Below are 12,598 nucleotides of genomic sequence, written 5' to 3' on the forward strand. Positions count from 1 at the left end.
CGTCTTCGCTCAGTGAGAGCGACGACTATATCGGTGTGCTGTTCGGCATCGATAGAAATCGTCGCTTTACTCGGCCTACCTATCCTAATGGGTTGTTTGGCGGCGTGCTTACGCCTTGATGCAAGCGGCTCAGGAACCCCACCTCGAAGGCTCGGCGGTGTATCTCGGCAGGCATCTCTTCTCGTTCAAAAATCAATGCTGCCCATAACCAGTTAGAACGCCTACCGCTGAGCCAGGTCTGTGCTGCGCGCACGCCTTGGTTGAACGCTGGGCGGCAGTCTTGGCTCCAGACGATGCTCAATCCTGGATGGCCGTCGTTGCTGGGCAGTGCAGTGATAACGCCTTTATTCATGGCGGTCTCCTCCCGGAAGTTGGCACAGCGCCCGGCGGTAAAGCACCACCAATTCGTCCAACAGGTCGTTGGCTGCCAGTGTTACCAAACGTATTCGCAGCCGATCAGTACTGTGTTCGGCTCGGATGGTGAGATCATCGAGCAGTTCTTTCAGCATTGCGGCACGCAGTTCGGCATCTGCCTGAGCGGTGCGAGGTTGGTAATTGGTGAGGGGAATGGGGCTTGGGCGCCGAGGAAACGGCAAAACTCGACCTTGTGAATTAGCCATGGCGCACCTCCTTTGTGGAGGTTATTGAAACTGCTTGATGGGCTAGGTGGTGCCCTTGCGTAAAAGCTGGATAGCGCATTTTCCTTATGCTCCTCGAACAATTAAGGAGCCGCCACCGCCGTTGCTACGCGGTTATGGTGACGGACCATACGGGGGTAGCAAACCGGCGTCCGAGGGAACCGGCCAGGCCGAAGCCTGCCCCGTACGGCCCGCCATAGAAATGCAGTAGCACGGTATAAACACCGACTACGCAATTTGGACGCACCGCGTCTCGAACATTCAGGTTGCTACACCCGGCCACCGCATTAGCCGTGACCGCCGCACTCTAGCTCGCAAGGTAAGTGATGGCAACCGTTGAGTCGCCAGATAGAGGGGTGATTGTTAAGCGATGTGATGGTGTGGCTTAGATCCCCACGGTGAGCAGAGCTCAATCAGCGTGCCGCCCGGAGCGCGCACATAGGCGACGGTTTGCCCCAGGTTTTTTGAATGGGTGCAGACAGTTCTGTCGCAGCCGCGGCGATTGCTTTCTGGTATGCACCTGCAACGTCTTCCGTAATCAAGCCGATTTCCATGTCCAAGGGCAGGGTGGATGTGTCAGCTCGCACGTGGCCACCTGGGAAGTTCATGTGGCGGTGAAAGCGAGTGTCGTTGCGCTGGTTTTCGGTTCGCCGTAGATCCCGATTCGCGAAGAAAACGCTGTCCCAGCCCGAATGCCTGTTTGAGGAGGTGAGCTATTTGTCGTTAGAAACGTAGAGGCAGGTTACCGTGTTTGGCTATTGGCGTAATGGGCTTGAGCGTGTGGCAGGTGCTTGCGGGAACCGTAAGCCTCGGTCTGCTATGGGGCTTCGGCTGAACGAGGATCGCCGGCAAGCCGGCTCCTACAGGATCGCGTAGATGCCAGAAACCGTGTAGGAGATTCTATGTCAACGAGGCCCCTTGCTTAGGGTTGTAGTAGGCCTCGCTTGTGCGCGAATCAGAGGCACGACACGTGTCTTCGCAATGGCCACAATCGAATTGTAGGAGCCGCGACCCCGCGGCGAATGCTGGCCACTCCGCAGATATTCAGAATGGCCACTACCGCATTCGCGCCGGGTCGACGCTCCTACCGGATTGGCGTTGAACCCTCATCTCGCAAGCACCTCACTACTGTAGGAGCCCGCTTGCGGGCGATGCGATCGTGGGCGGTCTGCATAATAGCGGCATGGTTGCCATTCGCCGGCAAGCCGGCTCCTACAGAGGTGGTCGCAGCACCTCTGTAGGAGCGTCGCCCTCGGCGCGATTATCGCGTTGCCCATCTCATTCGCCGCAAGTGCGTGCCTCCTATAACGGGGCTAGCTCTCTCTATCTCTATTACCCACCAGGCTATCGACGGTCGGCACGCGGGTGTCCGGCTCCATCTGTGCATCATGCTCCAGTTGGTGGCTGAAGCGCTCCAGAGAACCGTTTTCCGGTTGGGCGTCGCTGGCGAATACCGGTGGGCTTAGCAGGTAGGCACCGAGCAAGCGGGAGAGGGCGGCGAGACTGTCGATATGGGTGCGTTCGTAGCCGTGGGTCGCGTCGCAGCCGAAGGCGATCAGCGCGGTACGAATATCGTGGCCCGCGGTGACCGCTGATTGCGCGTCGCTGTGGTAGTAGCGGAACAGATCGCGGCGCACCGGGATTTCGTTCTCGCTCGCCAAACGCAGCAGTTGCCGGGACAGGTGATAGTCGTAGGGACCACCGGAGTCGTGCATGGCGACGCTGACGGTGTGCTCGGTAGAGCGTTGGCCCGCGGCGACCGGGGCGATGTCGATGCCGACGAATTCGCTGACGTCCCACGGCAAGGCTGCGGCGGCGCCAGAGCCGACTTCTTCGGTGATGGTGAATAGCGGGTGACAGTCGATATGCGGCTCCTGGCCGCTTTCCACCACCGCCTTGAGCGCGGCGAGCAGCGCTGCGACGCCAGCTTTATCGTCCAGGTGGCGGGCGCTGATGTGGCCGCTCTCGGTGAACTCGGGCAGTGGGTCGAAGGCCACGAAGTCGCCGACGGATACGCCTAGGCTTTCGCAGTCGGCACGGCTGGCGACCAGAGCGTCCAGGCGCAGTTCGACGTGATCCCATGAGATTGGCATCTGATCCACTTCGGTGTTGAAGGCGTGCCCGGAGGCCAGCAGGGGCAGCACGCTGCCGCGCAGTACACCATGGTCACTGAACACGCTGACACGGCTGCCTTCGGCGAAGCGGCTCGACCAGCAGCCAATGGCGGTCAGGCACAGGCGGCCGTTGTCCTTGATCTCGCGCACCATGGCGCCGATGGTGTCGAGGTGTACAGACACCGCACGATCGGGGCTGTAACGGCGGCCTTTGAGTGTGCCGCGGATGGTGCCGCGTCGGGTCATTTCGAAAGGAATACCGATTTCCGTCAGGCGCTCGGCGACATAGCGCACGATGGTGTCGGTGAAGCCGGTTGGGCTGGGAATGGCGAGCATTTCCAGCAGTACTTTCTGCATGTACTCGAGGTCTGGTTCAGGAATTTGCGACATGGGATCTCCATCTATGACGGGGATGGGCCGCCGAGCGGCGTCAGTCTTGGGTGAATGCTTTGACGCCTGTCGACGGACGGTAAAATCAGGTCTGTGTTACATGCTGACCTGCGATGGCGATGAGGGTTTCCTGCCGGGCTAGCGTTGGGTCGATTGATGGGTATCGTCGCTTCGCTCCTCGACCCATCCTACGTCCGCGTGATCCACGGTACAGCTCCGTAGGATGAATCGGGCCGCGCAGGTGAAACCCATCAATCCGTGTAATGAGAAGACTCAATCACCTACGCCATGGCTCAGTGGGAACAGCAGGTCTATGAAGCGTTCGGCGGTCGGCTGGGGCTCATGGTTGGCGAGGCCTGCGCGCTCGTTGGCCTCGATGAACACGTGTTCGGGCTGATCCGCTGCCGGTACCAGCAGGTCGAGACCCACCACCGGAATGTCCAGCGCGCGGGCAGCCTTGACCGCTGCTTCGGCTAGCGTTGGATGGAGAATGCCGGTGACGTCCTCGAGAATCCCGCCGGTGTGCAGGTTGGCGGTCTTGCGCACGGCCATGCGTTTGCCCTGGGGCAGCACGCTGTCGTAGTCGAAGCCAGCGGCATGAAGGGTGCGTAGGGTTTCGGCGTCCTTGGGAATGCGGCTTTCGCCACCGGTGGCGGCCTGACGGCGACGACTTTGTGCGTCGATCAGCTCACCGATGGTGTGGCGGCCATCGCCCAGCACTTCTGCCGGGCGGCGAATCGCGGCGGCGACCACTTCGAAGCCGATCACCACGATGCGCAGGTCGAAACCTTCGTGATAGCTCTCCAGCAGCACACGCTCGTCGAAGGGGCGGGCGCGTTCGATGGCGGCTTGTACGTCGGCTGGTGTGCGCAGGTCGACGGCCACGCCCTGGCCTTGTTCGCCGTCTACCGGCTTGACCACCAGGCTGCCGTGCTCGGCGAGAAACGCCGCATTGTCTTCCGCGCTGCCTGCCAGGCGCTGTGCTGGCAGACTCAGACCGGCACGGCTGAGGGTGCGGTGGGTCAGGCGCTTGTCCTGGCACAGGGTCATGGTCACGGCGCTGGTCAGGTCGGTCAGCGATTCACGGCAGCGGATGCGGCGTCCACCCTGGCTGAGGGTGAAGAGACCGGCTTCGGCGTCATCGATATGGGCATCGATGCCGCGGCGCCGTGCTTCGTCGACGATGATGCGCGCATAAGGGTTGAGGTTGTCGTCCGGGCCTGGGCCGAGGAACAGCGTCTGGTTGATGCCGTTCTTGCGTTTGACGCTGAAGGTCTGCAGTTCGCGGAAACCCAGCTTGGCATACAGCTTCTTGGCCTGGCCGTTGTCGTGCAGCACGGACAGGTCGAGGTGGCTCAGGCCACGGCTCATGAAGTGTTCGACGAGATGGCGCACCAGTACTTCGCCAACGCCTGGGCGGCTGCAGGCAGGGTCGACCGCCAGGCACCACAGGCTGCTGCCGAGTTCCGGGTCGTGGTAGGCCTTCTGGTGATTGAGGCCCATCACGCTGCCGATTACCGCGCCGCTGTCTTCATCTTCGGCCAGCCAGTAAACCGGGCCACCCTGGTGACGAGGGGTCAGTTTTTCCGTGTCGATGGGCAGCATGCCGCGGGTCTGGTACAGGCAGTTGATCGCCTGCCAGTCGGCTGGCGTCTGCGCGCGCCGCACGCGGAAGCCACGAAAACCGCGGCGGGCCTGGCGGTAGTCACTGAACCAGAGGCGCAGCGTGTCTGACGGGTCGAGAAACAGTTGTTGGGGCGCATACGACAACACCTGCTGCGGTGCTGCTACATAAAGGGCGATGTCGCGCTCGCCGGGCTGCTCGCTGAGCAGCTCTTCGGCCAGTACCGAGGCATCCGGAAAGGTGTGCCCGATCAGCAGTCGACCCCATCCGCAATGCACGATCTGCGGCTGGCTGATGCCATCACCGTGCTCCTCGGCAAAACGTGCCTGCAAGCGCTCGTAGGAGGGGGGATTGGCCTCGGAGGAGGCGTTGATTGTGGGCAGTGGCTCGCATTGGAGAGTGTTCCTTTGCTTTCGCATGTCCGGCATGTGCCGGCTATCGGTTGACCTGTCTGCTGATCCGCATCGAGGCGGATTCGGCCATTCCTGTTGAGTGACGGGGGAGCGTATGGCTCCCCCGGTTCGTCGTTACAGTCCCTGTTCGCTTAACCACAGGTTGAGTGCTGCCATCTGCCATAGCTTCGAGCCGCGCAGTGGCGTCAGTTGGCCTTGCGGGTCGGTCAGCAGGCGGTCGAGCATCTGTGGGTTGAAGATGCCGCGGTCATGAGCCGGGTCGACCAGCAGATCGCGAACCCAACCGAGCGTCGCGCCTTCCAGGTGCTTGAGGCCTGGAACCGGAAAGTAGCCCTTCTTGCGGTCGATGACCTCGGAAGGGATAACCTTGCGCGCGGCTTCCTTGAGCACGTACTTGCCGCCTTCGGGCAGTTTGTACTGACCCGGGATGCGCGCGGACAATTCGGCCAGGCGGTAATCCAAGAACGGCGTACGGGCTTCGAGGCCCCAGGCCATGGTCATGTTGTCGACACGCTTGACCGGGTCGTCGACCAGCATCACCGTGCTGTCCAGACGCAGCGCTTTGTCCACGGCGGCATCGGCACCCGGCTGGGCGAAGTGCTGGCGAACGAACTCACCGGCCACGTCATCGGTCAGCCAGGCGGGTTGCACGCAGGCTGCATATTCGTCGTGCTCACGGTCGAAGAAGGCTTTGCGATAGGCGCTAAAGGCGTCTTCGGCACCATCGACCAGCGGATACCAGTGGTAGCCGGCGAACAGCTCGTCAGCGCCCTGGCCGCTTTGCACCACCTTGCAGTGCTTGGCCACTTCCCGCGAGAGCAGGTAAAAGGCGATGCAGTCATGGCTGACCATCGGCTCGCTCATGGCGCGGAAGGCCGCTGGCAACTGATCGAGAATTTCGTTCTCGCCGATGCGCAGCTGGTGATGCTGGGTTTCGAAGCGTTTGGCGATCAGATCCGAGTACTGGAACTCGTCGCCGCGCTCGCCGCCGGCATCCTGGAAACCGATGGAGAAGGTCAACAGGTTCTCGACGCCCGCCTCACGTAGCAGGCCGACCAGCATGCTGGAGTCGACACCGCCGGAGAGCAGCACACCGACATCGACTGCGGCACGCTGACGGATCGAAACCGCCTCGCGCATGCCGTCGAGTACTGCATCGCGCCACTCGTCGAAACCGTAGTTGGCTTCTTCGGCGCTAGGGCCGTAGTTCAGCGTCCACCAGACTTTCTGCTCGACCTTGCCATTGACGTCAACGCGCATCCAGGTAGCGGGTGGCAGCTTCTCGACACCGGCAAGAATGGTGCGCGGAGCCGGTACCACAGCGTGGAAATTCAGGTAGTGGTTGAGCGCGATGGGGTCGAGGGTCTTGCCGATATCGCCACCTTTCAGCAGCGCTGGCAGGCTGGAGGCGAAACGCAGGCGATCCTTGGTCTTGGAGAGGTACAGCGGCTTCACGCCGAGGCGATCACGGGCGATGAACAGCTGCTGGCTGTCGCGTTCCCAGATGGCGAAGGCGAACATGCCGTTGAGCTTGGGCAGCAGTTTTTCGCCCCAGGCGTGATAGCCCTTGAGCAACACTTCGGTATCGCCGCCCGAAAAGAAGCGGTAGCCAAGCTGTTCCAGCTCGCCGCGCAGTTCCGGGTAGTTGTAGATGGCGCCGTTGAAGACCATCGACAGGCCGAGATCGTTATCGATCATCGGCTGGCCCGAGGCTTCGGCGAGATCCATGATCTTCAGTCGGCGGTGGCCGAAGGCGACGGGGCCGCGGCTATGGAAGCCATGGGCGTCGGGGCCACGTGGGGCGAGGTGGTGAGTGATGCGTTCAACGGCAGCCAGGTCGGCTGGTTGGTTATCGAAGCGTAGTTCGCCTGCTATTCCGCACATAGTCTATAAAGCCCGCGTATTTCCTGGGCTCTGTTCCTCCTTAACGTCAGTCCGTACCAGTTGTGTACCGGTTCTGAGTTCCAGCACGCTCCAGAGCGCACCGGAGACAATCGAGCATCTGAGACTGATGTACGCCTACGGCAGCACAGCAGTCCCGAGCTTTTTCGAGTCACCTCGGCGTAGGAATGTTCAATAAAATGACGGGGCGATGGCGTGTTGGGCAGGAGCGCTCATACCGGTTTGGCGTCGAACGTCCCGCTTGTAGACGCCTCGGTGCTGTAGGAGCCCGCTTGCGGGCGAATCTTGGGCAGGACACTGATTATCGTGATGGCTGCAATCGCATCGCCCGCAAGCGGGCTCCTACTGGTCTGGATCGTCACGCATCACTGGGGTGGCAGGGGTCAGCCCTTGCGGATCAGTTGCCGAAGCATGAAGCGGTTGGGGTGGCAGGCTTCGGCTACATCTTGTGGGACTGGCAGCGGTTCGTCATTCAGCCAGGCGGCGATCAACTCACCGGATAAGGGCGCTGTGATCAGCCCGCGCGAGCCGTGGCCACTATTAATGTACAAACCCTCATGCCACGGGCAGGGGGGTTGCGGCACCTGGCGAGCATCGCGCGCCAATACGGCGTAAGCCTCGGCAAAGGCACTGGCATCTGCCAGCGGTCCGACGATAGGCAGATAATCCGGGCTGGTGCAGCGAAAGGCCGCGCGACCTTGCAGCGTATCCGGCTCGAGCGTGTCGACCTGCAGGCGTTCGGCCAGGTCGCTGGATATCTCTCTGAGCAGATCCAGATTGCTGGCGTGTTCGGCGCTACTCGGCGTCAGGTCATCGCTATCGAAGTTGAAGCTGGCCCCCAGGGTGTGCTCGCCATGGCGAACCGGCGCCACATAACCTTCCGCACATACGACCGTGCGCAGCATGGTGCTTGCGGGCGATGCAGGCAGCCGGCTGATCTGCCCGCGGATGCGTTTGAGCGGCAGTTGCGCGGTTTGCTCGAAGTGGGTGATATCTGCTGCCCCACAGAGCACGACCACCGCTGCACTGGCGATCATTTGCTCACCGCTCCAGGCTTGCCATTCACCGTTCACGCGCTTGAGCTGCAAGGCGTGTTGAAAGACATGCAGGCTCACGTTGGGATGATCGATCAGGAGTTGGCAGAGGGCCGGCGGGTGCACCCAGCCGGCGTCGGGATAGAACAGCCCGCCGCTCGCCAGCCCGATGCCTGCCTGGCGTTCGGCCTCGTCACGACTCACCTGGGTCAGCAATGTTTCGGGAAAGGCAGCAGCGAGCTTGGCTTGACGCTGCGCTTCACGGTCGTCGAAGGCCAGTTGCAGCACACCGCAATTGTCCCAGTCCTGCCCTTTGTGCAGGCTCTCAAGCAGGCGGCGTGTGTAACCGAAGCCATCGACGATCAATCGCGACAGCGCTGTGCCGTGAGCGGAAAGCTTGAGGTACAGCACGCCCTGCGGGTTCCCCGAGGCTTCCTGGGCGATGGCTGCGTGACGCTCCAGCACTTCCACCTGCCAGCCGCGTGCGGAGAGGCTGGCTGCGGTGGCGCAACCAGCGAGCCCCGCGCCGATCACCAGGGCACGACGCTCGCTGGGGCGATACGCAGGGCGCGCGAACCAGGGCTTGCTCAAGGTGCTGGCTGTACCGCCAAAGGTGCCGCGCATGACTTCCCACTTCTTGCCCAGGCCCGGTACGCGCTTGATCTGAAACCCAGCTTCCTTAAGCGCTCGGCGAACGTAGCCGGTGGAGGTGAAGGTGCCAAGCGTGGTGTCCGGCGTGCTGAGCCGGGCCAGTTGGGCAAATAGCTCGGGCGTCCACATCTCGGGGTTCTTGGCGGGAGCGAAGCCATCGAGAAACCAGGCGTCGATACGCGCATTAAGCTGCGGCAGCATGCTCAAGGCGTCACCGATCATCAGTGTCAGCACCACGCGGCCAGCGTCGAAAACCAGGCGCTGGAAGCCTGCGTTGACACCGACATAGCTCGCCAGCAATTGCTCGTTATAGCTCTGTAATGACGGCCACAAGGCAAGCGCGCGCTTCAGGTCGGTATGGGTGAGAGGGTGCTTTTCCACGCTGACGAAATGCAACCGTGCACCGGCAGCGGCCTGCTGCTCGAACAGCTCCCAGGCGCAAAGAAAGTTCATGCCGGTGCCGAACCCGGTTTCGCCGATCACCAACTGCTCGCCGGGTTGCAGTGCAGCGAAGCGTTGCGGAAGATCATTGTTGGTAAGGAACACATAGCGCGTCTCTTCCAGGCCGTTCTCCCGGGAGAAATAGACATCGGCGTATTGGCGCGACGAGGGTTGGCCCTGTTCGTCCCAGTCGAGTTGTGCGTGTTGATCGGCCATCGTGGCGTTCCTGGAGCAGGCAGGGCGGCGATTCTAGCAGGGGCGATGTGCAGAGCGAGCGCGTATAAGGCTGGCGTATCGCGTAGGAGCGCTGACCTCGGCGCGAATGATGGTGGCCATAACGCGATTTTGGCGTTGCTCATACGATTCGCCGCGGGGTCGCGGCTCCTACAATGCGATAGTGGCCATTGCGAAGACCCGTGTCGTGCCCCCGATTCGCGCGCAAGCGAGGCCGACTACAATCTCAAGCCTGGGGCCTCGTTGACATAGAATCTCCTACACCCTCCGCTTGGATCGAGCCTCGCGATGCTGAGGGCAATCCACCTGTGCATCGTGGCTTGCGCTGAAATGCCAACGGCCCCTAGTCTGGGGCATACATTTCAGGAAGAGGTGCTTATGTTCGAATCCGCCGAGATCGACCACATCATCGACAAGGCTACCTTCGACGCCGAAGAGCAAGTGCTGCGCGAGGCACTGCTCGAGGCGCAATACGCGTTGCGCGAGCAGGGGCGCTCGGCGGTTGTCATCCTGATCAACGGCATCGAGGGGGCAGGCAAGGGCGAGACGGTGAAGCTGCTCAACGAGTGGATGGATCCGCGCCTTATCCAGGTCAGCACCTTCGATCAGCAAACCGACGAAGAGCTAGCCCGGCCAGCCGCCTGGCGTTATTGGCGGCAGCTGCCACCCAAAGGGCGTATCGGGATCTTCTTCGGCAACTGGTACAGCCAGATGCTACAAGGTCGCGTGCACGGCGATTTGAAGAAGGACGACCTCAATGGCGCCATCGACGGCGCTCTGGGCCTGGAGCAGATGCTGTGCAACGAAGGCACGCTGATCTTCAAGTTCTGGTTTCACCTTTCCAAGAAACAGATGCTGGGGCGTCTCAAGAGCCTGCAGGACGATCCACTGCACAGCTGGCGCCTGAGCCCGCTGGACTGGCAGCAGTCGAAGACCTACGACAAGTTCGTGCGTGTCGGCGAGGATCTGTTGCGGCGCACCAGCCGCGATTACTCGCCCTGGTACATCGTCGCCGGGGCGGACGCCAATTACCGCAGCCTGACTGTTGGGCGCGTTCTCCTCGAGGGTTTGCAGGCTGCGCTGCGCGGTACGGGTGAGCGTGCTCCCTTGCCCCATGCCACGCCGTTGATGACCCGAACCGATCAATGCAGCTTGCTCGACAGCCTGGATATGAGTGTGAGCCTCGCCAAGGCTGACTACCGTGAGCAACTGACTCGCGAGCAGGCACGCCTGTCGCAACTGATGCGCGATAAACGCATGCGCCGCCACGCGCTGGTGGCGGTGTTCGAGGGTAACGATGCCGCCGGCAAGGGCGGTGCTATACGTCGGGTCGCTGCGGCGCTGGATCCCCGGCAATACCGCATCGTGCCGGTGGCAGCGCCGACCGAGGAAGAGCGCGCCCAGCCTTATCTATGGCGCTTCTGGCGGCATATTCCGGCGCGCGGCAAGTTCACCGTGTTCGACCGTTCCTGGTACGGCCGCGTGCTGGTGGAACGGGTCGAGGGTTTCTGCGAGCCGGCGGATTGGCTGCGTGCTTACGGCGAGATCAACGATTTCGAGGAGCAGCTCAGCAATGCAGGTGTGGTGCTGGTGAAGTTCTGGCTGGCCATCGATGAGAATACCCAGCTGGAGCGCTTTCGCGAGCGTGAGGCCAATCCGGTCAAGCGCTTCAAGATTACCGAAGAGGATTGGCGCAACCGCGAAAAGTGGCCGCAGTACCGCGAGGCGGTGGGCGACATGGTTGATCGCACCAGTACCCGCCTGGCGCCGTGGACACTGGTCGAGGCCAATGACAAGCAGTTCGCCCGGATAAAGGTGCTGCGTACCATCAACGATGCGCTGGAGGCGGCGTTCGAAAAGAGCGAGCGCTAATACTGCCGATATCAGTGGCCGTAGCCTGGCGTTGAGCGAAGCGATACCCAGGGCTAATAGCCAATGGGTTATGGCCTGAAACTGCCCGTGCTGTTGCGACTCTCGATGATCGCCAAGGCCTGCAGCATGCGGTCGATGTAGCGGGGGATATTTCGCTCGGCTTCATCGCGGGAGAAGTAGGGGCCTTCGAGGGTGCCCTCGCGGGTCGTGAAGAAGAAGCGGCCATTGATGGTGCTGACCCGGTCACTGCGGAAGTGAGTGGTCTGAACCGTATCCTCTGCGCGCTGGATAGTCATATTCGTCGCCGCCCGTGAACGTACCTGCAGTGCAGTGTATCAGCGGATGGGAAATCTGCTGGCGATGCCATTCTGGCTAGCAGCAGTCCATCGACCGTGGGAGCGGCGACCCGGTGCGATGGGATGGTGGCCGTACCGCAAAGCACATCACGGCCATCATTCGCCGGCAAGCCCGCTCCTACGGAATCGCGTTACCTACCATCGTGTAGGAGCCCGCTTGCAGGCGAAGCGATGGTGGCCATTCTGATCGATCGGGAACCGAACTACTGATCGCCCGCAAGCGGGCTCCTACAGTAGTGAGGTGCTTGCGAGATGGGGGGGCAACGCCAATCCGGTAGGAGCGTCGACCCGGCGCGAATGCGGTGGTGGCCATTCTGAATATCTGCGGAGTGGCCAACATTCGCCGCGGGGTCGCGGCTCCTACAATGCGATAGTGGCCATTGCGAAGACCCGTGTCGTGCCCCCGATTCGCGCGCAAGCGAGGCCGACTACAATCCCAAACCAGGGGCCTCGTTGACATAGAGTCTCCTACCATGACGCCGCATTTGCGGTGCGCAGGTGCTGTCGGCACATTCAGTGCCGATCCGGTAAGGTCTTCTGTTTGAGAATGTACAGGCTCACCAGCACAGCGCTGATTAGCATGAACGCGCGCGCCCATACCAGTGGAACCAGCCAGCAGGAAACGCCAATGCTCAGCCACATCAGGCCGATGGCGTAAATCTTGGCTTTGCGAGGAATGCCTTCACCCTCCAGATAGTCGCGAATCCACGGGCCGAGGCGAGGATGTTCGACCAGCCATAGGTAGAAGCGTCGCGAGCTGCGCATGAAGCAGGCAGCGGCCAGCAGCAGGAAGGGAGTGGTGGGCAGCACCGGCAGAAATATGCCGAGCACGCCCAGTGCTACGCTCAGCCAGCCGAGGGTCAGCAGACTGTAGCGCAGCAGAGGGTTGCGTGTTTCGTAGGGTTCGCGCGCCATGTTGATGGCGTCGC

8 protein-coding genes and 1 pseudogene are annotated in these 12,598 nt (G+C 61.8%); 1 reads left to right on the plus strand and 8 read right to left on the minus strand.

From position 1 onward, the window contains the following. Positions 1–79 precede the first annotated feature (79 nt). The 6 genes and pseudogenes from K5Q02_RS15215 to mnmC all read right to left on the minus strand — a co-directional run bounded on the left by K5Q02_RS15215 (position 80) and on the right by mnmC (position 9,423). Complete coding sequence (locus K5Q02_RS15215) at positions 80–352, minus strand: LasR-specific antiactivator QslA (protein ID WP_225831878.1); 273 nt, start codon at positions 350–352, stop codon at positions 80–82. Then, a complete protein-coding gene (locus K5Q02_RS15220) occupies positions 345–620 on the minus strand; it encodes a hypothetical protein (protein WP_225831880.1) in 276 nt (91 codons plus the stop codon). The genes K5Q02_RS15215 and K5Q02_RS15220 overlap by 8 nt, the downstream gene beginning before the upstream one ends. A gap of 1,331 nt (positions 621–1,951) precedes the next feature. Beyond that, positions 1,952–3,142, minus strand: a complete 1,191-nt coding sequence (locus tag K5Q02_RS15225) for an osmoprotectant NAGGN system M42 family peptidase (protein ID WP_225831881.1) — start codon at positions 3,140–3,142, stop codon at positions 1,952–1,954. Positions 3,143–3,415: 273 nt separating this feature from the next. Then, positions 3,416–5,159: pseudogene (gene ngg / locus K5Q02_RS15230) on the minus strand (N-acetylglutaminylglutamine synthetase). A 134-nt stretch (positions 5,160–5,293) separates the two neighbouring features. Next, positions 5,294–7,063: an N-acetylglutaminylglutamine amidotransferase gene (locus K5Q02_RS15235; RefSeq protein WP_225831883.1), complete on the minus strand. Its 1,770-nt coding sequence runs from the start codon at positions 7,061–7,063 to the stop codon at positions 5,294–5,296. A gap of 401 nt (positions 7,064–7,464) precedes the next feature. Beyond that, positions 7,465–9,423 (minus strand): bifunctional tRNA (5-methylaminomethyl-2-thiouridine)(34)-methyltransferase MnmD/FAD-dependent 5-carboxymethylaminomethyl-2-thiouridine(34) oxidoreductase MnmC, encoded by a 1,959-nt coding sequence (gene mnmC / locus K5Q02_RS15240; protein WP_225831884.1) that lies wholly within the window; start codon positions 9,421–9,423, stop codon positions 7,465–7,467. 396 nt (positions 9,424–9,819) lie between these two features. On the opposite strand from mnmC, the gene pap reads away from it, so the two are divergent. Beyond that, positions 9,820–11,313, plus strand: coding sequence for a polyphosphate:AMP phosphotransferase (pap, locus tag K5Q02_RS15245; RefSeq protein WP_225831886.1), 1,494 nt, complete (start codon positions 9,820–9,822; stop codon positions 11,311–11,313). A gap of 68 nt (positions 11,314–11,381) precedes the next feature. Here pap and K5Q02_RS15250 read toward each other — a convergent pair whose 3' ends face one another. After that, positions 11,382–11,609 (minus strand): DUF6316 family protein, encoded by a 228-nt coding sequence (locus K5Q02_RS15250; protein ID WP_225831888.1) that lies wholly within the window; start codon positions 11,607–11,609, stop codon positions 11,382–11,384. A gap of 573 nt (positions 11,610–12,182) precedes the next feature. After that, the gene (locus tag K5Q02_RS15255) at positions 12,183–12,584 is read right to left on the minus strand and encodes a YbaN family protein (RefSeq protein ID WP_225831889.1); all 402 of its coding nucleotides are present in this window, start codon (positions 12,582–12,584) and stop codon (positions 12,183–12,185) included. Positions 12,585–12,598 lie beyond the last annotated feature (14 nt).

Origin of the sequence: Pseudomonas sp. MM211 (assembly GCF_020386635.1) — a bacterium.
Taxonomy (GTDB): Bacteria; Pseudomonadota; Gammaproteobacteria; order Pseudomonadales; family Pseudomonadaceae; genus Aquipseudomonas.

What these genes read in the sequence shown, in the direction of transcription:
- K5Q02_RS15215 (WP_225831878.1), bottom strand. Translation starts at nt 352, where the DNA reads ATGAATAAAGGCGTTATCACTGCACTGCCCAGCAACGACGGCCATCCA.
- K5Q02_RS15220 (WP_225831880.1), bottom strand. Translation starts at nt 620, where the DNA reads ATGGCTAATTCACAAGGTCGAGTTTTGCCGTTTCCTCGGCGCCCAAGC.
- K5Q02_RS15225 (WP_225831881.1), bottom strand. Translation starts at nt 3,142, where the DNA reads ATGTCGCAAATTCCTGAACCAGACCTCGAGTACATGCAGAAAGTACTG.
- K5Q02_RS15235 (WP_225831883.1), bottom strand. Translation starts at nt 7,063, where the DNA reads ATGTGCGGAATAGCAGGCGAACTACGCTTCGATAACCAACCAGCCGAC.
- mnmC (WP_225831884.1), bottom strand. Translation starts at nt 9,423, where the DNA reads ATGGCCGATCAACACGCACAACTCGACTGGGACGAACAGGGCCAACCC.
- pap (WP_225831886.1), top strand. Translation starts at nt 9,820, where the DNA reads ATGTTCGAATCCGCCGAGATCGACCACATCATCGACAAGGCTACCTTC.
- K5Q02_RS15250 (WP_225831888.1), bottom strand. Translation starts at nt 11,609, where the DNA reads ATGACTATCCAGCGCGCAGAGGATACGGTTCAGACCACTCACTTCCGC.
- K5Q02_RS15255 (WP_225831889.1), bottom strand. Translation starts at nt 12,584, where the DNA reads ATGGCGCGCGAACCCTACGAAACACGCAACCCTCTGCTGCGCTACAGT.